Here is a 20,863-nt window from a genome sequence, read left to right on the forward strand (position 1 = left end):
AAGTCGGATGACGCATCTGTGTTTATCATCGATCGACGCCTCAACCCTGGCGGCAAAAGCTTTGCCAACCGACAGCGCTTCCTGCGGCGGGCGAAAGCCCTGGTTCAGCGTGCCGTCCGGGAAAATTTCAAGAATCGCAGCATAAAGGACCTGGAACAGGGCGGCGAGGTCGGCATTATTCGCCAGGGCGTGCACGAGCCGGTGCTGCGTCGCGCCAATAGCGGCGGCCATCGCGACATCATCCTGCCCGGCAACAAGGAATATATCGAGGGCGACACCATTCCGCGCCCGCCGGGCGGTGCCGGGGGCTCCGGCAGCGAAGGCGGCCAAGGGGATGGCCAGGACGAGTTTCGCTTCGCTCTGACGAAAGAGGAATATCTCGACCTCTTCCTCGACGATCTCGAACTGCCGGATCTCGCCAAGCGCCGCCTGATGGATACCGAGGCGCAGGATATCCGGCGCGCCGGCTATACCACCACAGGCTCGCCGGCGAACCTTTCCGTCACGCGCACCATGCGCAATTCGCTTGCGCGGCGCATGGCCTTGAAGCGGCCGAGCCTGGATGAAATCCAACAGCTCGAAGACGAGATCGCGCGCCTCGAGGGTGACGGCGGCGACAAGATGCGGCTGGTCGCACTGCGCGAAGAACACGAGCGCCTCGTGCGGCGCAGCCGCCGTATCGCCTATATCGATCCCATCGATCTGCGCTACCGGCGTTATGAGAGCACGCCAAGGCCGGTGGCACAGGCGGTCATGTTCTGCCTCATGGACGTATCGGGGTCCATGAGCGAGCATATGAAGGATCTGGCGAAGCGCTTCTTCGCCCTGCTGCATCTCTTCCTGACACGCTGTTACACGCATGTGGACATCGTCTTCATCCGCCATACGGACCGGGCGGAGGAGGTCGACGAGGAGACCTTCTTCTACTCCACCGAGACCGGCGGCACGATCGTCTCCACGGCGCTGGAAGAGATGCTCACCATCATGCGTCAGCGCTACCGGCCCGAAGACTGGAACATCTACGTCGCGCAGGCCTCCGACGGCGACAATATGGGCAGCGACAGCGCCAAGGCGGCAGCCCTCGTCAACGACGACATTCTGCCGCTGTGCCAGTATTTCGCTTATCTCGAAGTTGGACGGGACGAAGACCCGATGCCAACCGGAACGGCGCCCAGGCCGAGCGATCTGTGGCGCACTTATGAGACGCTGGCCAAGCCCGAGGGCCATTTCGTGATGCGCAAGGTCTGGCACCGACGCGAAATCTATCCCGTCTTCCGCGAGCTTTTCCGCCGCCGCGGGCCGCAGGCGGGGGCAGCGAGGAGCAGCGCGTCATGACGGACGACGGCCGCCTGCTCTTTACCAGGACGGATTGGGATTTCACGACCATTCAGCGCATTTACGAGGCCGTGGAAGAGACGGCGGCCCGGGAACTTGGGCTCGATGTCTATCCCAACCAGATCGAGGTGATCACCGCCGAGCAGATGCTCGACGCCTATTCCTCGGCCGGCATGCCGCTGTTCTACAAGCACTGGTCCTTCGGCAAGCAGTTCGCCCACCATGAGCTCGTCTATCGCAAGGGCATGCGCGGGCTCGCCTATGAGCTCGTGATCAATTCGGACCCGTGCATCAGCTATATCATGGAAGAAAATACCGCGATGATGCAGACGCTCGTCATCGCGCATGCGGCCTTCGGGCACAACCACTTCTTCAAGAACAACTATCTGTTCAAGCAATGGACGGATGCGGAGGGTATCCGCGACTATCTCGAATTCGCCAAGGGCTATGTGACCTCCTGCGAAGAGCGTTATGGGCTGGCCGCGGTCGAGCAGTTGCTCGATGCCGCCCATTCGCTGATGAACCAGGGCGTCCATCGCTACCCGCGCCGCCAGCGGCTCGACCTCAAGGCCGAGGAGCAGCGCGAGGCCGAGCGTCACGCCTATCAGGAACGGCTCTACAACGATCTCTGGCGCACGGTGCCCAAGGGGCAGCAGCAGAACGTCAACCAGAGCGAGGAAAGCCGCCGGGCGCTGCTCGAACTGCCCGAGGAGAACATCCTCTATTTCCTCGAGAAAACGGCACCGCGACTAGCTCCCTGGCAGCGCGAGATCCTGCGCATCGTCCGCCATATCGCGCAATATTTCTATCCGCAGTCGCAGACTAAGGTCATGAACGAGGGCTGCGCCACCTATTGCCACTATCGCATCATGACGGCGCTGCACGACGAGGGTCGGATCAGCGACGGCGTCTTCCTCGAATTCCTGCAGTCGCACACCAATGTGGTGGCGCAGCCGATGTTCGATACGCCCTATTACAGCGGCCTCAACCCTTACGCGCTCGGCTTCGCGATGATGCAGGACATCGCCCGGATCTGCGACGATCCGAGCGACGAGGACCGCGAGTGGTTCCCGGATATCGCCGGCAAGGGCGATGCGGACAATGTCCTCAAACATGTCTGGGCCAATTATCGTGACGAGAGCTTCGTCGCGCAGTTCCTCAGCCCGAAGCTGATCCGCGAATGGCGGCTGTTCCATATCGTGGATGACGCCGACAAGAGCGCCCTCGAAGTCGCCGCGATCCACGACGAGCGGGGCTATCGGCGCGTCCGCCGGGCGCTGTCACGCCAATATGACATCGCCTGGCAGCAGGCCGATATCCAGGTGGTGGATGTCGACCTCGCCGGGGATCGCCATCTCATTCTGCAGCATGAGGTGGTCAATGGGGTGCTGCTCGCCGAGGCCGACGCCACGCAGGTGCTGCATAACCTTGCATATCTCTGGGGCTACAACGTCATCCTGCGCGAGGTCGAGCCGTCGACCGGCAAGGTGCTGAAGGAGCATGTCGCCCGGGCAGGGTCGGTGAGGGCAGCTTAGACGCCGGGCGATCTTCGGGGGACGTGGCCCCGCGCAGCTAGAACCCGAGAAAGCGGCGCACCACGCTTCCCCACGTCCCACTGGCTTCGGAGCGCGGCATGTAGGATCGCCAAAGCGCGGCCGCGCGCGGATCGATATAGCGCGGATCCCAGGGCGGACAGGTCGGCCCGCCTTCGAACCAGAATTGGATGCAGCGCTGCACATTCGGCTGGAACCGGTTGCGATAGATCCAGCGCAGTTCGACACCCGTATAGGATCTCGACTTCATCCCTGAGGCGACGACGTCGCGTCCATGGGACTTCTCGACAACCATTTCCATGTCCAGCAGATCCAGTATGAAATGGACGGCGGGATTTTGGCGGTCGTGAGAGGCCCAGTACAGCCCCCCTTTTATCTTGCGCCTCGTATCGTCCCATATCTGGCCCAGCGCTTCGCCGGGTTCACGCCGCCCCATCAAAACGCTCGAATATTTCGGATGTGACTTCAAGACCGCGTGAAATTCGGCCTGCCGGGAAGGAGTCCTTCGCCCCGAATGCGCTTGCTCGGCCAGCTCTTCGCGCAGAGTGGCATAGTCGTCTATCATCGATATGCAGGACTTATCCTGTATGCATCCAAATTCTTCATGATATAATTCCGAATATATCCAGCGTGCCTCGGCGATACCGTAGACAAGATCGCCATTTTCAAATCGGCTCTTGTAAGGCTGGTGAAATGGCACGCGTCGCTCCACTCGAATCGAGAGAGATAAGTCGAGAATCTAGTGATCTGCATTATAAATCGCCGCAAATCATCTTCAATGCAGGAGGACAGGCCGACGCCGCCTGTGCGTTAGAAGACGCTGCAGAGCACGCGGGCGAGCACGGGCGATAACCGCGACTGAGGTCGGCCGAACCGGCTCTTGCCGTTCGCCCTGCGGCGGCCGATGATGCATGCGGCTCGTCTATGTCGTGAACCGTGTTGAGGAGACTCGGCGATGGACGTCTATCTCTCGGGCATCCACCATCTCACAGCGGTCACCGCCCGGGCGCGCGACAACAAGCGCTTCTATACGCAGACGCTCGGCTTGCGCCTGGTGAAGAAGACGGTGAACCAGGACGACGTGTCATCCTATCACCTGTTCTATGCCGACAGGGCCGGCAACCCCGGCACCGACCTCACCTTCTTCGATTGGCCGGTGGCGCGCGAGCGGCGCGGAACGCGCAGCATTGTCCGCACGGGGTTGCGCATCGGGAGTGAAGCGAGCCTCGCCTGGTGGCACGACCGGCTTGCAGGCCAGCGGCTCGCGGTCTCCGCGCCGTCGGTCATTGGCGGCCGGGCGACGTTGCTCGCCGAGGACGAGGAAGGGCAGCGGCTGGCGCTCATTGTCGATCCCGAAGGACCGGCAGGCGAGGTCTGGGAGAGAAGCCCCGTGCCCGCCGAGCACCAGATTCGCGGTCTCGGGCCGATTACCCTCAGCGTCCCGGCGATCGACCGCCTGAGCGCGCTCCTCGTCGATGGTCTCAACATGCGGGAGGCGGGACACTACGAAGCGCCCGATATCGCCGCGGGCCCGATCCACGTCTTCGCCATGGGAGCAGGCGGGCCGGCGGCGGAGCTGCACGTCGCCGTGGAGCCTGCCAAGGCTCCGGCGATGCCTGGCGCAGGCGGTGTCCATCACGTCGCCTTCCGCGCCCGCGACGGTGCGGAACTGACCGCCTGGGCAGGCCGGCTGCGCGAGGCCCGCATCGCCTCGAGCGGCGAGGTCGAACGCTATTATTTCCGCTCGCTCTATTTCCGCGAGCCGAACGGTATTCTCTTCGAGATCGCAACCGACGGACCCGGTTTTGCGGCCGACGAGCCGGTCGAGACGCTCGGCGAAAAGCTCGCGCTGCCGCCCTTCCTCGAAGGCCGACGGGCGGAGATAGAGGCGGGGCTGAAGCCGCTGTGAGCGGCAAATAGCTCGGTATCGCTCAGGATCGTCGGTTGGCGGCCCGCGATCGGTCCGAGGTCGCCGGCGCGCTACAGGCCGGTGTGCGATTTTTGTCGGCCTCCGCAAGCAGGGCCGCGAGCGCCTCGTCGTCGCGCGCGACAAAGCGCGTCTGGTCGATGGCGCAGATGAGCGAGGCGGGGTCGAGCGGCAGTTCGGGCGTGCCGCAGGCCCAGCCCGACAGCTTGACGCCGCGATCGGCGGCGCGGTGACGGAAGAGATAGCAGCTCCTCTGGCCGGAACCGTCCGTCAGCACGCCCTGCGCGATCTCCATCATTCCATATTTGGTGCGCCGCCCCACCGACAAGTCGGTCCTGACCACGCTGATGCCGGCTTCCGCAGCCTGGCGAACCATATCGACGAAGAAGCTCGGTGCCGTTTCCGCCTCCTCCCCCGGCCAGTAGAAAGCCAGAAAGAGATAGGGACCGACGTCGAAGTGACCGAAGGCCGCGATATCGCGTCGTCCACCGAGGCCGTGCTGCCAGGCCTGATAGCTGACATCGAGATCCGCGAGTTCCGGCGCGGGGCTGGTCAGCAGGAGCGCCGACTGCTCGGCGCCTACCCAGATCGGCAGCGCCCGGCCGAGCGCATCGACCGCCGGAGTAGGCTTCAGCCGGTAGTCGAGCGTGGCCTCATCCTGCAGGACGGCATTGGTCCTCGATCGCTTGTCGAGAAACTCGACCGTGAGCCAGGCACCAAGGGCGGCTGCGACGAGACCGAGGGCGAAGATCCCGCCGTAAACGCGCCGCCGGCTTTCCCGCCGGATCGCTGCACGGCGCCCGGCGGGCGGCGGCCGGTTCGCGGTTGGCTGGCTCAGGGTGGGCGGTCTATCGGTTGCGATACGGCGTTCCGAAGCTCGCGCCTGCGCCAGCGCATCGGCAACCCGTGTGAACTCCGACGGCTCCTCGACGTCCTCCACCTCCACAGGCGGATAGCCACGGTCCCCCGTCATCCGGCTGAAATCTCCCGCGGTCGGCTCCCTGCTCATCGCAGTGGTTCTCGTCTCGTCGTGAAGCGAAGCCATGATCTTGAGCGGCGACCCGTTCAGTGCCCCTTACCGCCGCCGGTGTTTCCGCTGGCAGAGTGAACAGACCCTTGTGGGCGTGGCCTGCCGCATTAAGTATGACCTGCGGCTGCACGCCCCCCTCGGGTGAGGACCGCACTTGACAGATTTCATCGAGTGATGTTGCTCGTAGCTTGGTTGAGAGCCAGGTCGAGACGGAACGCGATGGTGAAGCTTACCACCACGACGAAATCGAAAGCCGTCGAGACGGTCGCGAAAGCGGCCGGCTAAAGTCCCCGCTCGTCCCCCGTTCTCTCTCCCCGCGGGGCGAGAGGGCAGCGCCGCAAGGGCGCGGAGACGGGGAGAGAACCGCAACAGGAGATGACGATGGGGTTCAAGGTCGCCGTGGTCGGCGCCACGGGCAATGTGGGTCGCGAGATGATGGAAATTCTCGCCGACCGGGCCTTTCCCGCCGATGAGGTCGTGGCGCTCGCCTCCCGGCGCTCGATGGGCCAGGAGGTCTCTTACGGTAGCAAGACGCTGAAGGTGAAGGACCTCGCGACCTTCGACTTCGCCGACGTGGACATCTGCCTCATGTCGGCGGGCGGCGCCGTCTCGAAGGAATGGTCGCCGAAGATTGGCGCTCAGGGCGTCGTCGTCATCGACAATTCTTCGGCTTGGCGCATGGATCCGGACGTGCCGCTCGTCGTGCCGGAGGTGAATGCCGAGGCGGTTGCTGGCTTCACCAAGAAGAACATCATCGCCAATCCGAACTGCTCGACCGCACAGCTCGTGGTGGCGCTGAAGCCGCTGCACGACCATGCCGTCATCAAGCGGGTGGTGGTCGCGACCTATCAGTCCGTCTCCGGCGCCGGCAAGGAGGCGATGGACGAGCTCTTCAACCAGACCCGCTCCATTTTCACGGCGGGTGAATTGAAGACCACCAAGTTCACCAAGCGCATCGCCTTCAATCTCATCCCTCACATCGACGTCTTCATGGAGGACGGCTACACGAAGGAAGAGTGGAAGATGATGGCCGAGACCAAGAAGATTCTTGATCCGAAGATCAAGCTGACCGCGACCTGCGTGCGCGTGCCGGTTTTCATCTCCCATTCCGAGGCGGTGAACATCGAGTTCGAAAAGTCGATCACGGCGGATGAGGCGCGCAACATCCTGCGCTCAGCTCCCGGCTGCCTGGTCATCGATAAGCACGAGGACGGCGGCTACATCACCCCGCACGAGGCGGCCGGCGAAGACGCCACCTATATCTCGCGGATCCGCGAGGACGGAACGGTCGAGAACGGCCTCTCCATGTGGGTCGTCTCCGACAATCTGCGCAAGGGCGCGGCGCTGAATGCCGTGCAGATCGCCGAAAGCCTCGTCAACCGTCGCCTCATCCAGGCGAAAAAGCAGGCGGCGTAAGAGAGATCACATTGGACCACGGTTCCTGGTCATCCCGGGGCGGGCCGCAGGCCCGAGCCCGGGAGCCAGAACCGAGGCGGATCAATGCATGGGCAACCTGGGAGAATACTCCTGGAGGCTCATCGTTTCTGGATCCCGGACACCTCGCTACGCTCGGCTCCGGGATGACCGGAATGCTCTTTACCGGCAATCCAACATCGACACCCTCTCCGGCCCATCCTCGACCGCCGGCGTGAAAGCACCGGTCTCGGGATCGCGGATCAGCAATTGACCGCTCGCCACGCCGAAATAGGCACCGTGCAGATGGAGCCGGCCCTGCTCGACGAGAATCTGGACGCAGGGAAAGGTCATGAGATTGGCGAGGCTCAAGCCGATCGCCGCCAATTCCAGGCGCTGCAGATAGTCCGCGCCCCCCCGAGGCCCGAGACCCTCGGCAGCGGGTTTGATCATGCTCATCCAGTTGCCGATGAAATTGCCGGGCGAAAGCGGCTCGGCATCGTCGGCGAAGGCGCGAACGCCGCCGCAGCTCGCATGTCCGAGCACGACGATATGCTTGACCCGAAGCGCCTGCACGGCGAATTCGAGTGCCGCACTGGTGCCGTGATAATCGCCCCCGGTTTCGTAAGGCGGCACCAGATTGGCGACGTTGCGCACCACGAAGAGCTCACCCGGGCTCGCATCGAAGATGACCTCAGGCGAAACGCGTGAATCGCAGCAACCGATGACCATGATCTCCGGCTTCTGCCCCTTCTCCGCCAATTGCCGGTAGCGCTCGCGCTCGCTTGGGAGACGGCTCTCCAGAAAAGCCCGGTAGCCGGCGGTCAGTTGCTCGGGGAACACGGCGACCTCCTTCTTGGCTATTGATGAAAGTCCGGCACCGATTCTCGCGATCAGTGCCGGAAATGGCGATGGCCGGTGAAGACCATGGCAAGCCCCGCCTCGTCGGCGGCCTTGATCACCTCTTCGTCGCGCATCGAGCCGCCCGGCTGGATGACGGCGGTCGCGCCAGCCTCCGCGGCGGCCAGCAGGCCGTCGGCAAAGGGAAAAAAGGCGTCGGAGGCAACGACCGCGCCCTTCGCGAGGCTCTCGGGAAGACCCGCGGCACGCGCCGCCTCGGCCGCTTTCCAGGCCGCGATGCGCGAGGAATCGACCCGGCTCATCTGGCCCGCGCCGATGCCGACCGTCGTGGCGCCCTTGGCATAGACGATGGCGTTCGACTTCACATGTTTGGCGACACGGAAGGCAAAGACGAGATCGGCGCGCTCGGCCTCGGTCGGTGCACGCTTGGTGACGACCTTGAGCTCCATATCGTCGACAACCGCATTGTCGCGCGCCTGGGCGAGAAAGCCGCCGGCGACCGTCCGCAGCCCGAGACCCGGCGCCCGCGGATCGGGCAGGCCACCGGTGACGAGGAGCCGCAAGTTCTTCTTCGCCGCGACGATCGCGACCGCTTCGTCGGTGGCATCGGGGGCGATGATCACTTCGGTGAATATCTCGACGATCTTGGCGGCCGCCTCGGCATCGAGCGTGCGGTTGAGCGCTACGATGCCGCCGAAGGCGGATACAGGATCGCAGGCGAGCGCCTTCTCATAGGCGTCGCGCAGGCTCGCTCCCTCGGCGACGCCGCAGGGATTGGCATGTTTCACGATGACGACGGCGGCGGTGCGCGCCGGGTCGAATTCCGCCACGCATTCGAAGGCGGCATCCGTATCGTTGATATTGTTGTAGGAGAGTTGCTTGCCCTGCAGCTGGCGGGCCGTTGCCACGCCGGGCCGGCTCTCCGGCAGCTTGTAGAAGGCAGCCGACTGGTGCGGGTTTTCGCCGTAACGCATCGGCTCGACGAGTGAGCCGCCCAATGCCCGGTAGGGAGGGGTATCCATGTCGATTTGCCCGGCGAGCCAGTTCGAGATCGCCGCGTCGTAGCTTGCGGTGCGCGCATAGGCCTTCTGCGCGAGCCGGCGGCGCAGCTCCAGCGTGGTGGCACCCTCATGGGCGGCGAGTTCCGCAAGCACCGCCTCATAATCCGTCGGATCGACGACGACGGTAACATCCGCGTGGTTCTTGGCGGCAGCACGGATCATCGCCGGGCCGCCGATGTCGATATTCTCGATGCAGTCGTCGAAATTCCCGCCCGCGGCGAGCGTCGCCTCGAAGGGATAGAGATTGACGACGAGGAGATCGATCAAGGCAATGCCATGGGCGAGCAGCGCCGCCTGATGCGAGGGGTTCTCGCGCACCGCGAGCAAGCCGCCGTGCACCGCCGGATGGAGCGTCTTGACGCGCCCGTCCATCATTTCCGGAAAACCGGTGACGTCCGACACCTCCATCACCGGCAGGCCGGCCTCGGCGATGGCCTTGCGCGTGCCGCCGGTCGAGACGAGCGCCACTCCGAGCTCGACAAGACGACGGGCGAAATCCACCAGCCCGGTCTTGTCGGAGACGGAAAGCAGGGCGCGCGTGATATGTTTGGGATGGTCGGGCATCGGTCTCATCAGCTTGGCTTTGCCGTCCACCGTGACGTGGACGAGCCCGCGATTAGCATGAAAGCACCTTCCGACAAACTCGGCACCGTGACGCGGGGCCGATCAGCCGAGGCCACGCGTCCATAGGAGCGGGGGTTCAGGGCGCGTTCGTGTGCGTAGCGAGGTAGATCCCGGCCTCGACGTTGTTGCCGTCCAGATCGATCAGAAAGGCGCAATAGAACGGGGCCCGACGGATGCCGGGCGCGCCGTTGGATCTCGCGCCATGCGCAAGGCCGATGCGATGGAAATCATCGACGGCCTCCTGCGAGGGAGCCTTGAAGCACAGGTGCACAGGGCTTTTCCCGACCACGGAGTCCTCCGTCCAAAAGCTCGGTCTGCCCGCGGCGAGGACGAAAAACGGCGAGGCGGGTTCCCCGTTCGAGATCACAACCCAACCCTCGCCCGGTCCGGTTCTGTGCTTTTCGAGGATCTTGTAGCCGAGCGGTGCCAACATTCGGCCGTAGAGCCGCGCGCTCTTTCTGAGATCCTTCACGACGATGCCGACATGATCGAACACAGCTGCTACTCGGTCTCCGCTTGCCGCCGGCCGATGTTCAGGAAACGCCAGCGCACGGCGCGGGTGGTGCCCGCATCGACGCTGACGACGATCTGCTCCGTCCGCCGGATACCGTCTGCCGCGGCGAAGAAGACGCTCTCATCGAGCCCCACCTCGCCGGTGTCGACCTCGAAGCTCCAGGTGTCGTGATTGGGAAGCGTGAGCAGCACGCCGACGCCGCCGGGCAGGCGACTTGCACGTACCGAGGGATGCAGGTGAAAACGCAGGCTCGCTTCGGTACCCGCTGGGATCGGGTGCTCCTGCGCGATGAACCTGTCTTCGCCGTCCAGCCGGTCGCCATGGGCGCCGAGATGCAGCTCCCGCTCGTGGATCAGATTGAACCGCTGGCTATAACCGTCGTGAGCCGCCCGCAGAACGGGACCGTCGACGCTCTCCCCGCGCGTCGCGGTGACCGTGCGCGGCCCGGACAAGAGCGGCGATCCCACGAAGCGGCCGAGGCTCTGCGTCAGGGATCCCTCGCTGCTGGTGCCGGCGAAGTGGCAGGAGGACACGTCGCCAACGGTCACCGTGGAATGGGCGGCGGTGGAGCGCGCGGCAAGGATCGATTCACCGTTGCCGGTACGCGGCGCGCCGCAATTTACGATGAGCCGATAGAGGCCGACACTCATCTCGAAGGAGAGGCAGCCGGCATGGGCCTGGCGCGCGAACTCCGCCGGAGGCGGCGCGCCGACATCGACGGTCACCAGGGTGTCACCAGCGATGATGCGCTCGTAGCCCGAATGCGGCGCGTGTTCCATCGCCTTCGCGCGGACGTCGTCATAGGCGAGAAGCGTGGCGATGAGATCCGGCGCGGTAAGCCCCATGCCGTTGAACAGCGCGATGGAGCCTTCGCCGTGCCGGAACATGCGCAGCACCGGCATCATCCGGTCGATCGCGCCGATCAGCGCCGGCGGCGCCTCCGCACCGCGGGCGGCATAGGTCTGAGCGAGCGGCAGAAGATCGGTCAGGAGCTCCACGACGAGCCGCGGATTGCGGCTGATATGGCCTCCGTCGGGCAGCACCTGCCGGTTGAGCTCATCGGAGAGAAGGCGGTTCGCCTGCCGCAGGACGCGCGAGGAACCGTTCAGGCAAAGTCCGGCATAGGCGAGGGCGATCGCCGCGATCAGCCGGTCCTCTCCGGCAAGTCCACCCGTAATTGCGAGCTGCAGCTGGCTCGCCATACGCCCCAAGGCGCGGGTGAAACGGCGGTAGAAGGCGTGATCGGCGCCGTCGAGGACGAGCGGTGAATGGTTGAGAAAGGAGATCAGCCGGCGCGCCATGACGGCCGGCTCCGCGGCAATGCCGCGCTTGGCCGGCCCGTAGTTGAGGAAGTCGTCGACGAGGGCGCGGGCATTGGCGCGGGCAAGCGCCGAATCGGCGGCCTTCAGATGCCGCAACCAGCCGAAGCCGTAGAGAGCCTCCGCCCAGGCCCTGCTCGGCGGCCTGTCGGTGAAGGGCGAGGTACCCCTGGCGTTCAAGACCCGTCCGGCGAGCGCGAAATAGCCGGAATAGATGTCGCCGGCGACAGTCGGATCGGCGGTGCGCAGGTCCTGCGGCACCATCAGAATGCGGTCGGGGGTGAAGCGGTGCAGCGAGAACAGGCGGCGCCACAGCCGGACCGCGCCATTGCGCAGCCGCCGCCACACCTCGCGGAGAACGAGGGCGTAGAGCCGCCAACGGTCTCTCGAACCAGCCACGACCGCCTCGGTCCTCCGCTCTCTGACACGCCGCACGGCTAATGCGTCCACCGCTCCTGTCCCGTATCGTTCGGCCGCTCGGCCGGCACGCCGGGATCACAACGGCGCCGGTCCAGGGGAAACCAAAGCCGTAAACGCGATCCCGTCCCTCGAACCGAAGCATGATGTCGGCCGGTTCCGGTCCCACTTTTCGTCAAGGGAAACGGCCGGTTCGGCATCCTGCCCGAGCGGCGCTTCGCCCGGAGCGTCACGTCCGAAAAGGAACGGTACCGATCAGAGGTTAACGTTTCAGTTATCCTTGGGGAGCGGCGGCCGGAAAGCGGCCTCGAGGCAGGAAATGCACGTCTGTCCGCTCAAATGGCGCGCGCGGCATCCGAGTTCAAGCCGCTCACCCCGGTGCCGGCGCTCGCCGGAGGCGGGCGGCATAAAAGCCGTCGAGACCCCTCATGTCGCCGTCAGCCGAAACTGCCTGATGCGGAAGGCTGCGCAGATCCCCGGCGGCGGTGACGAGCGGCGAGAGTCCGCCGAGGTCATCGGCCGTGATGGGCATGCGGCGAAAATCGTCGTGGCGGGCGAGGAAAGCCTCGATCTGACGCTCGCCTTCCTCCGGTTCGAGCGAACAGGTGCAATAGACGAGCCGTCCGCCCGGCTTCACCAGGTCGGCAGCTTTTTCGAGCAGGCGGGCCTGCAGGACGGCGAGCGCCGTCACGTCCGCTTCGCGCTTCGTCCACGCGACATCCGGATGGCGGCGAATTGTGCCGGTCGCGCTGCAGGGCGCGTCGAGGAGCACCGCATCGACAGGCGCGCGCGTGAGGCTCTCGGCCTCCGCTTCCTGCACGGTTACTGTCAGCCGAAGGCGCTCCATATTGGCGGCAAGCCGCTTCAGCCGTGTGCCGGACCGATCGACCGCGACGACATGCGCGCCTGCTGCCGCGAGCTGGGCCGTCTTGCCGCCCGGAGCCGCGCAGAGATCGATGACCTCTTCGCCCGGACGAGCCCCGAGCAGCCGCGCCGGCAGGGCGGCGGCCGCATCCTGCACCCACCAGGCGCCCTCGCCATAGCCGGCGAGATCGGCAACGGCCACACGATCCGAACCGGCTTGGCGCTCCGACCCGGCTTGGCGGTCCGACCCGGACTGGCGATCCGCGCCCGATTGGCGACCCGCAGCGGCGAGCCGCACCGAGCCGGTGGCGAGAACCGTGCCGCCGAGCTGCTCCGCCCAGATCTCGGCATCCCCCTTCACCGTGAGGTCGAGCGCCGGTTCGTTACGGTGAGCTGCGGCTATGGCGCGCGCGGTTTCCTCGCCATAGGCCGAGATCCAGCGCGCTCTGAGCCAGGCGGGCGTATCCACGTCGAGTGGGTCGGCGGCCGCCAGGATGGCGTCGCGCTCACCGGCGATCCGCCGCAGGACGGCATTGACCAGCTTGGCATAAGGAAAGGCGCGTCCGTCGCCACGGGCGAGGTCGACCGCGGTTGCGACCGCCGCATGGTCGGGAACGTCCAGCAGCAGCAGCTGGGCACTGCCGGCGACGAGGATGGCCTCCAGGGCGCCAGCCTTGCGCGGCAGCCCGCGGGGCAACCGCTGGGCGAGCGCCCCGCGGATGGTGCCGAGCCGCCGGCAGGCCGAGGTGGCGATGGCGCGGGCAAGCCCCACGTCGCGCGCGGCGAGAGCCTTGAACTCGGGCGTGTTGCCCAGGTCTTCGAAGGCTTCGTCCAGCCCTTGGCGATCCTGCAACACGCGCGTGAGAGCCGCGACGGCCAACCGCCTCGCGGCAAGGCCCGGCGCCTCGTCACGGCGCGGCTTCTTCGGCCTTGCCGCAGCCCGCGCCGGAACGGACGCCTTCAACCCGGATACTCCCACATGCGACAAAACTCTTTGCTCGGCGACGGATCGGATGAGCCGCCTACCTCGCACCACCGCACGCGGCCGTCAAATCCGCCGCCCTGCGGGTGGTTACCCCCACGGGCCCCGCCCCCAGGGGCCGCGCGGTCTGCCGGCGCCGCCCCAGGGGCCCGCCGTGCGCCGCGCGCCGCCGATGAAGGACGCCTCGCGGGCCGGCGTGGCGCCCATGCTGCGCGCCAGCTGATCGAGGGCAGCGATGCGGTTTTCCGTCGCCGGATGAGTGGAGAAGAGATTGTCCATCGAGCGGCCGGACAGCGGGTTCACGATGAACATATGAGCTGTGGCCGGATGCGTCTCCGCCTCCTCATTGGGAATATGATCGACCCCCTGGGCGATCTTGGCGAGCGCCGCCGAGAGCCACAGCGGATTGCCGCAGATCTCGGCCCCCTGCCTGTCGGCGACATATTCGCGCGAGCGGCTCACGGCCATCTGGATGATCATCGCCGCGATCGGCGCGAGAATGACCATCAGGATCGTGCCGATGACGCCAAAGCCGCCGCTGTTCTCGCGATGGCTGCCGCCGAAGAAGAAGCCGAACTGCGCAATGGTCGAGATCGCGCCGGCGATGGTCGCGGTCACGGTCATCGTCAGCGTGTCGTGGTTCTTGATATGGGCGAGCTCGTGCGCCATGACGCCGGCGAGCTCCTCGCGGCTCAGCATGCGGATCAGCCCGGTTGTTGCCGCGACCGCTGCATTCTCCGGGTTGCGCCCGGTAGCGAAGGCGTTCGGCTGGGGATTGTCGATGATATAGACGCGCGGCATCGGCAGCCCGGCGCGGACCGCCAGCTCGCGTACCATGCCGACGAGTTCCGGCGCGGTCCGCTCGTCGACCTGCTGGGCGTTGTAGGCGGCGAGCGCGAGCTTGTCAGCGTTCCAGTAGCTGAACAGGTTCATGCCGCCGGCCACGAGGAGCGCGATGACGAGGCCCGTCGCGCCGCCAATGAAGTAGCCGACCACGCCGAAGAGCGCCGTCAGCGCCGCAAGCAGCATGCCCGTCTTCATGTAATTCATCGCTCTACTCCAAGCCCGCACCCACCCTCGCGCCGCGCTCGCGCCGGCAGCCAAGGGGTGACCTCAACCGAACAGGCCCTATATATGTGGGGGACTCGCGCGATCGCGTTCAAGAGCAGGGCGCGCGCTCGAATGGAGCATTTTCTGTGACTTCCACCAAAAAGCACTCACCGGACACGGCACCGCCTGCTGCGGCGGGTGGGGCCGCGGGCAAGGTTCTCTCCGATGCCGCCAAGCGGGCCCTCGCCGAGGCGGAAGCCCGCCGCGCCGCCATCGACGCACGCGCCGCCGAGCTTCAGGCGAACCGCGAGATCAATGGCCGCGGCGGGCCCGAGCCCGTGCGCTATACGGACTGGGAAATCAAAGGCATAGCCAGCGATTTCTGAAAAGGGGCGCTCGAAACGCCCGCCTCTCAGACCCGCGTGCGGTTGCGGATCATCAGGCTGTCGAAGGCATATTCGTTCACCTGCCACCAGAGATAGTTCTCGGTACGAAAGGCGATCATTGATTCGAGCGCGCGTTTGAACAGTGGGTTCTTGGCGGCCATCTCGTGATAGAGCTCATGCGCGACGGTCCAGGCGGAATCGAGCACGGCATTGGGGAAAATGCGCAGTTCGGTGCCTGTTCCGACGAGGCGCTTCAGAGCCGGGCCGTTGAAGGCGTCATATTTGGCGAGCATCGCATTCATGGAGGCATCGGCCGCCTGGCGCATGATCGCCTGATAGGGCTTGGGCAGGCTCTCCCACTTCTCCCTGTTGACGACCATGTGCAGCATCGCCCCGCCTTCCCAGAAGCCGGGCGCGTAATAATATTTGGCGACCCTGGCGAAGCCGAGCTTCTCGTCGTCATAGGGGCTGACGAATTCGGCGGCATCGATGGTGCCGCGCTCGAGCGCCGGATAGATGTCGCCGCCGGCGATCTGCTGCGGAACGACGCCGAGCCGGGCGAGGACATCTCCGCCGAGGCCGCCGATGCGGAATTTCAGCCCCTTCCAGTCTTCGGGCTTGTTGATCTCGCGGCGGAACCAGCCGCCCATCTGCGTGCCGGACTGGCCGCAGGGAAGGCCGACCACATTGAACTTGGCGAGCGCCTCGTCCATGAGCGCATTACCGCCGCCGTTCACCAGCCAGGCATATTGCAGGCGGGAATTGAAGCTGAAGGGCACGCCCGTGCCGAAGGCGAGGGCCGTCTCCTTGCCGGTATAGAAGTAGATCGGTGTATGGGCGCATTCGACAGTGCCGTTCTGGGCGGCGTCGAGCGCCTGCAGCGCCGGCACGATCTCGCCCGGGCCGAAGCACTGGATCTGAAATTTGTTGTCGGTAGCCTCGGCGACCAGTTTGGCGAACATCTCGGCATTGCCGAAGAGCGCATCGAGGGGCTTGGGGAAGCTCGAGGTCATACGCCAGCGGATCTCCGGCGCCGACTGGGCGATGGCGGGCATGGCGACGGTGCTTGCCGCCGTGAACGCGCCGGCGGCGGCAGCCGCGGGGCCGGCTTTCAGAAAGTCACGACGCTTCATCGGGCATCCTCCGGGATGGCTTGTTGCTCGCTAGACGAGGGCGCGGGTTCCATAGAGCCTCACGCCCCGCTTTGGCAACGGACGTGGCATGGCCGCCACCTTCGACCCGCGCGTTTTTCCTGAGTTCTTTCGGCAGATCATCCAGATGTGGGCGAAATACCGCCAACCTGTTGCGGTTTTGAGCCTGGGGCGATGTGATGGAGGCAAGCGAAAGTTCTCGTGACAGTAGAACCGAGCAGAAAGAGCTTCACTCTTTGCACGCCGCTCACAGACGAGAAACGCCTTTTCGGAAATGAGGACGTGAGCTGGCTTTCAGCGCTCGAGGAGCAATGGCGCATGACGTTGATCCAAAACCCTGTGGGGCGATCCGTCTATGCCTGGACGCTCACCAAAGGAAAGCCGTCGCCCGGCGTCGACACATGCCTCATCAGCACCCATGGCATGCGGATTAGACATCAGCGATGGTCCCATCACCGAAAGATCGAGCTCGTTTTCTATACAGCCGACGGAACGGCCCTGTCGGAGCCCATGAGCACCGATCTCATCGGCGCGCTGACCGACGCCTATCCGGCCCATGAGACGATCAGCGGCCCGCCTTATCCCGACTATATGCTCACGAAGTTCCAGGATTCGGTCTACGAAAGCTATGACTTCATCAGTAATGCGCCGCTCAATGCCGCTTGGCGCTATTCGGTGCGCGATTGGGGCGACAGCCCTCCCCCGGCGGCCCATCCTCTGCTGCGGCAGATGTTTCGCAGCCAATCCGACGACAAGCTCTCGGCCCTCATGGATAAATGGGGCATTTGGCCGATGGATGTGATCACAGTCCGCAAGCGGCTACCGCTTCCCGTGGTCTCCTTGTCCGAGCTCATTAAAATTCTGGACAAGCTGGGCTATCGCTACAGCCGCTTTCACTGCGATTTCTGCCGGAGCCCCATATGGCGTTGGTCGCCGCCGGCGATGTCGCCGCCACGCCGTCACACGGTTTGACATCAGTCGGATGACGAGCAAATCCGCGGCGGGCCGCCAGGGCCGTCAAAGCCGGTTTCACGTCATTGTCCGATGCTTTACAGCAGGGGCGAATAGGCTGAGGACGGAGCGGTGGCGTGACGGGCAAGGTGGATCGAAGGCTCACGGCGGTGAAGCGCCTGTTGCAGCAGGCAGCCGCCCATGTCGGCGCCGATTTCGGCATCCGCCTCTGGGACGGCGACATCATCCCGCTCGGCCCCAAGGCGCGGACCGATCTGCGCATCGCGATCAACAGCCCGGACGTTCTCCATCGCCTCATCCGCCGACCGCGTCTCACCACCTTGATCGACCTCGCCGCAACGGGCGACATCGACATCGAGGGCGGCACGCTGCTCGATATCGCCGCCCGCCGCGGCGAGGGCAAGAAGGGCCTCATCAGGCGGCTCGATAAGCTGCTGATCATGAAGGCGCTCTGGCCCTTCGTCTTCTCGGGCGGGGCGAAGCAGCCCGAAAGCACTCAAACCCAAGCCTATCAAGGCGCGCAAGTCGACAAGGACGCGGCCGGGCGCGACAACAAGGCGCTCGTGCAGTTCCACTACGATCTGTCGAACGCCTTCTACCAGCTCTTCCTCGACCCGGAGCTGCAGTATTCCTGCGCCTATTTCCCGACCTGGGACGCCTCGCTCGAGACGGCGCAGACGGCGAAGCTCGACATGATCTGCCGGAAGCTGCGCCTCAAGCCCGGCGAGCGTTTCCTCGACATCGGCTGCGGCTGGGGCGGGCTCGTCTGCCACGCCGCCCGGCATTACGGGGTCGAGGCCCATGGCGTCACGCTATCGGAGGCGCAGCTTGCCTTCGCGCGTGAGAAGATCGCTCGGCTCGGCCTGGAAGACCGCGTCAAAGTGGAGCTCAAGGACTATCGCGAGGTCACCGGCACCTTCGACAAGATCGCGTCGATCGGCATGTTCGAGCATGTAGGGCTCGACAATCACGGCGCTTATTTCACCAAGATGCGCGAGCTTTTGCGGCCACGCGGTCTGCTGCTCAACCATGCTATCACCCGCCCGGCGAAGAAGACCGCGCGCGCCTTCCGCCGCAAGCGGCCGGAATATGCGGCGATCGTCAACTACATCTTCCCGGGCTCGGAGCTCGACCATGTCGGCGGTTCGGTGACGAGCCTCGAGCGCCATGGCTTCGAGGTCCATGACGTGGAGGGCTGGCGCGAGCATTATGCGCGCACCACGCGGCTGTGGTGCGAGCGGCTCTATGCTGAGCGGGAGGCCGCTGTGCGCGAGGTGGGTGAAGCCAAGACCCGGCTCTGGCTGCTTTATCTTGCCGGCGTGTCGCTCGGCTTCGAACGCGGCACCATCGGCATTTTCCAGACGCTCGCCTCGCGGCGCGCCAAAGGCGCCTCCGGTCTGCCGCCGACGCGCGCCGATCTCTACACCCCCTGACATCCAAGCCGGGCTGGTAGCGTTGTCGAGCGGAGTGGACGCCGGTTCGCAATGAGAAATGCGATAAAGCCCTACGGCACCACGACGACGGGCGTGCCGACGCCGACGCGCTGAAAGAGATCGATGATATCTTCGTTCAGCATCCGGATGCAGCCATAGCTCGCGAAGCTGCCGATGCTGCGCCGCATGCCACGCGTCGTGCCGTGAATGGCGTAGAGGTCGCCGCTCAAGGTGAGCGCCCGCGCGCCCATCGGATTGGCCGGGCTGCCACCGGGGATGTAGTCGGGCATGCGGGGGTTGTCGCGCTTCACGTCCGCCGGCGGCGCCCAGGCGGGTTCGACATATTTGCCGTCGATCGTCACCGTGCCGAACCACTGCTTGTCACGGCGGCCGACGGCTACGGGATAGCGGATCGCCATGCCGTTGCCGAGCACGAGATAAAGCTTTCGCTCGCGCGTGCGGATCACCACCGTCCCGGGTGCCGCACCGGAAAACTGTGCCATGCTCGGCGTCGCCTGGGCGGCCTCAGGCGTCATCGGCGCGCCGAGCGCCACCAAGCCGAGAAGGATCAGTCCGGCCTTTGCCGGACGCGAAGGACATATTTCGATCATCAGCCAATCCCTGCCCGTCACATGTGGACGGTTGCAGGAATTCAACGGCCGTGGCGCTGAACCAATCCTTGCCGGTCGTCGAAAATGCTTCGCAAGACACGCGCTTTTCGGCGTTAGCTTTAACGAAGCGAAAAAGATCGCGGGCCGCGCACCAAGACGAAGCCGTCAGGACGGCACGGCCCCGCTCATGCGCCTGCGGTCAGCGCAAGCTCGACGGCAGGCGTCGCTTCCACCGTTGCCCCGGCGGAAAGCCGGCCTGTCCCTTGCGGCGGCCGATCCTGACCTCCCGGCGCGGCGCCGGCTCGGCGAGAGCCTTTGTTTCGGGGGCGGCGGGAGATTCTTCCTCCACCTCGAAAGTTTCGTCCAGATTTTCGAGCTGCAGTGACGGCTTGGCCGTACGCGCTTGCGGCTGCCTGCGGCGACGTCGGATGGGTTTTTGCTCCACCTCGGACGCGGGCGCCGCAACGGTCGCCTCGACGGTCCGGAGACCGGCGAAAAGATCTTCGGCGATGGCCTTATGGGCGGCCCGCTCGTCGTGATCGGCCGATTTCGCTTCAGCCATCGCAGGAACGGGTGCGTCCAGCTGCGTCATGTCCGGCACGACCGAGCGCTCCGACCGATGCTCGCTCCAGAGATCAGCGATAGGGGCGGATTGCCGCTCGATCTCGGGCTTGCGCGGCGCGCGTCTTGCGACAGACCGACGGGGTGCCGCTTCGTCTTCGTCGGTCTCGGCCGATGCTACTTCGGTCAACAAGCTCGGCAAAACGCGTGGCGTGGGCGCGGAGTCGTCCGACTGTTCGGTCGATGCGGCCATCGGCCTCTTGAAGATATTGCCAAGATCGGCCGATATGCGTTCCGGCCGCTGCACCGGTGCTGCGGCATCCTCAAGAATAGACGAAGATCCCCAGATGTTCGTGAGAGATTTCCGCGTGCGCTTGACCTCGACCACGAAAGGTCGCGACTGTCGTTTCATAAGTCCTCTTGAATGCCCGCAGAAGTTATAGCTGGCTTCATCGGTCCGGCACACTCCCGCGGGCAGGAGCAGGGACCGCTAAAGCCTGAGCGTAAGGATTGACGTTGGTTCCGATGCGCCAAGTCCACGGCGTCAGGCACCAATCGTTACCAGCCTTAGCGCTGATAAAGGCATGCGACTGTACCTTTGCGAATCATAGCCTTTCTTCCACCTGCAGCCAAGCAGTTCCAGGCGTAAATGCGGGGAATGCGACAATTGTGACATCGCGATTCATCTCAACCGGGGGCAACTGAACTCGCGGCAAGCATCCGATATAAGGGCTGCAATCGACATGATTCATGTCTCAGAAATCCAGTCCAAGGATAATCGCATTCTCTTCAGGCTTTC

At 64.9% G+C, this 20,863-nt stretch carries 19 protein-coding genes; 8 read left to right on the top strand and 11 right to left on the bottom strand.

Annotation, left to right across the window (positions count from 1 at the left end; genetic code table 11):
- Nucleotides 1–18: 18 nt before the first annotated feature.
- Entirely contained in the window at nucleotides 19–1,335 is a 1,317-nt protein-coding gene (locus ACFQU1_RS01145) for a YeaH/YhbH family protein (protein WP_378128375.1), read from the top strand.
- A complete protein-coding gene (locus tag ACFQU1_RS01150) occupies nucleotides 1,332–2,870 on the top strand; it encodes a SpoVR family protein (protein WP_378128377.1) in 1,539 nt (512 codons plus the stop codon). Before ACFQU1_RS01145 ends, ACFQU1_RS01150 begins: the two co-directional genes overlap by 4 nt.
- A 37-nt stretch (nucleotides 2,871–2,907) precedes the next feature.
- Here the strand turns inward: ACFQU1_RS01150 and ACFQU1_RS01155 are convergent, their stop codons facing one another.
- Complete coding sequence (locus tag ACFQU1_RS01155; RefSeq protein ID WP_378128379.1) at nucleotides 2,908–3,588, bottom strand: hypothetical protein; 681 nt, start codon at nucleotides 3,586–3,588, stop codon at nucleotides 2,908–2,910.
- 255 nt (nucleotides 3,589–3,843) lie between these two features.
- On the opposite strand from ACFQU1_RS01155, the gene ACFQU1_RS01160 reads away from it, so the two are divergent.
- On the top strand, nucleotides 3,844–4,797 hold the full coding sequence (locus tag ACFQU1_RS01160) for a ring-cleaving dioxygenase (RefSeq protein WP_378128381.1): 954 nt from the start codon (nucleotides 3,844–3,846) through the stop codon (nucleotides 4,795–4,797).
- A 22-nt stretch (nucleotides 4,798–4,819) separates the two neighbouring features.
- Here the strand turns inward: ACFQU1_RS01160 and ACFQU1_RS01165 are convergent, their stop codons facing one another.
- Nucleotides 4,820–5,788 carry a hypothetical protein gene (locus ACFQU1_RS01165; protein WP_378128383.1) on the bottom strand — a complete coding sequence of 323 codons (969 nt, stop codon included), beginning with the start codon at nucleotides 5,786–5,788 and terminating at the stop codon, nucleotides 4,820–4,822.
- A 438-nt stretch (nucleotides 5,789–6,226) separates the two neighbouring features.
- Between ACFQU1_RS01165 and ACFQU1_RS01170 the strand changes: the two genes are divergently transcribed.
- Nucleotides 6,227–7,261, top strand: coding sequence for an aspartate-semialdehyde dehydrogenase (locus tag ACFQU1_RS01170; protein WP_378128385.1), 1,035 nt, complete (start codon nucleotides 6,227–6,229; stop codon nucleotides 7,259–7,261).
- 180 nt (nucleotides 7,262–7,441) lie between these two features.
- Here ACFQU1_RS01170 and ACFQU1_RS01175 read toward each other — a convergent pair whose 3' ends face one another.
- From ACFQU1_RS01175 to htpX, 6 genes are all read right to left on the bottom strand, one after another.
- The gene (locus tag ACFQU1_RS01175) at nucleotides 7,442–8,101 is read right to left on the bottom strand and encodes a carbonic anhydrase (RefSeq protein ID WP_378128387.1); all 660 of its coding nucleotides are present in this window, start codon (nucleotides 8,099–8,101) and stop codon (nucleotides 7,442–7,444) included.
- 50 nt (nucleotides 8,102–8,151) lie between these two features.
- Nucleotides 8,152–9,744: a bifunctional phosphoribosylaminoimidazolecarboxamide formyltransferase/IMP cyclohydrolase gene (purH, locus tag ACFQU1_RS01180; RefSeq protein ID WP_378129703.1), complete on the bottom strand. Its 1,593-nt coding sequence runs from the start codon at nucleotides 9,742–9,744 to the stop codon at nucleotides 8,152–8,154.
- A gap of 136 nt (nucleotides 9,745–9,880) precedes the next feature.
- Nucleotides 9,881–10,300, bottom strand: a complete 420-nt coding sequence (locus tag ACFQU1_RS01185; protein WP_378128389.1) for a VOC family protein — start codon at nucleotides 10,298–10,300, stop codon at nucleotides 9,881–9,883.
- Between the two features lie 5 nt (nucleotides 10,301–10,305).
- Nucleotides 10,306–12,036, bottom strand: a complete 1,731-nt coding sequence (locus ACFQU1_RS01190; protein WP_378128391.1) for a heparinase II/III family protein — start codon at nucleotides 12,034–12,036, stop codon at nucleotides 10,306–10,308.
- Nucleotides 12,037–12,424: 388 nt separating this feature from the next.
- Nucleotides 12,425–13,882 (bottom strand): RsmB/NOP family class I SAM-dependent RNA methyltransferase, encoded by a 1,458-nt coding sequence (locus ACFQU1_RS01195; protein WP_378128393.1) that lies wholly within the window; start codon nucleotides 13,880–13,882, stop codon nucleotides 12,425–12,427.
- Between the two features lie 108 nt (nucleotides 13,883–13,990).
- On the bottom strand, nucleotides 13,991–14,950 hold the full coding sequence (htpX, locus tag ACFQU1_RS01200) for a zinc metalloprotease HtpX (RefSeq protein WP_378128396.1): 960 nt from the start codon (nucleotides 14,948–14,950) through the stop codon (nucleotides 13,991–13,993).
- A gap of 146 nt (nucleotides 14,951–15,096) precedes the next feature.
- Here htpX and ACFQU1_RS01205 point away from each other — a divergent pair, with 146 nt between their 5' ends.
- Nucleotides 15,097–15,336, top strand: a complete 240-nt coding sequence (locus ACFQU1_RS01205; RefSeq protein WP_378128398.1) for a DUF1674 domain-containing protein — start codon at nucleotides 15,097–15,099, stop codon at nucleotides 15,334–15,336.
- A 26-nt stretch (nucleotides 15,337–15,362) separates the two neighbouring features.
- On the opposite strand, the gene ACFQU1_RS01210 is transcribed toward ACFQU1_RS01205, so the two are convergent.
- A complete protein-coding gene (locus tag ACFQU1_RS01210; protein ID WP_378128400.1) occupies nucleotides 15,363–16,469 on the bottom strand; it encodes a TRAP transporter substrate-binding protein in 1,107 nt (368 codons plus the stop codon).
- Nucleotides 16,470–16,557: 88 nt separating this feature from the next.
- On the opposite strand from ACFQU1_RS01210, the gene ACFQU1_RS01215 reads away from it, so the two are divergent.
- The 3 genes from ACFQU1_RS01215 (at nucleotide 16,558) to ACFQU1_RS01225 (ending at nucleotide 18,892) form a co-directional block, all read left to right on the top strand.
- On the top strand, nucleotides 16,558–16,692 hold the full coding sequence (locus tag ACFQU1_RS01215) for a hypothetical protein (RefSeq protein ID WP_378128402.1): 135 nt from the start codon (nucleotides 16,558–16,560) through the stop codon (nucleotides 16,690–16,692).
- A gap of 113 nt (nucleotides 16,693–16,805) precedes the next feature.
- The gene (locus tag ACFQU1_RS01220) at nucleotides 16,806–17,459 is read left to right on the top strand and encodes a putative adhesin (protein WP_378128404.1); all 654 of its coding nucleotides are present in this window, start codon (nucleotides 16,806–16,808) and stop codon (nucleotides 17,457–17,459) included.
- 116 nt (nucleotides 17,460–17,575) lie between these two features.
- A complete protein-coding gene (locus ACFQU1_RS01225; protein ID WP_378128406.1) occupies nucleotides 17,576–18,892 on the top strand; it encodes a class I SAM-dependent methyltransferase in 1,317 nt (438 codons plus the stop codon).
- Nucleotides 18,893–18,963: 71 nt separating this feature from the next.
- Here ACFQU1_RS01225 and ACFQU1_RS01230 read toward each other — a convergent pair whose 3' ends face one another.
- Nucleotides 18,964–19,503 carry a L,D-transpeptidase gene (locus ACFQU1_RS01230; protein ID WP_378128408.1) on the bottom strand — a complete coding sequence of 180 codons (540 nt, stop codon included), beginning with the start codon at nucleotides 19,501–19,503 and terminating at the stop codon, nucleotides 18,964–18,966.
- 199 nt (nucleotides 19,504–19,702) lie between these two features.
- Complete coding sequence (locus tag ACFQU1_RS01235; protein ID WP_378128410.1) at nucleotides 19,703–20,254, bottom strand: hypothetical protein; 552 nt, start codon at nucleotides 20,252–20,254, stop codon at nucleotides 19,703–19,705.
- Between the last annotated feature and the right edge of the window lie 609 nt (nucleotides 20,255–20,863).

The sequence above is a fragment of the Chelatococcus sp. GCM10030263 genome (genome assembly GCF_042666455.1).
Classification (GTDB): Bacteria; Pseudomonadota; Alphaproteobacteria; order Rhizobiales; family Beijerinckiaceae; genus Chelatococcus.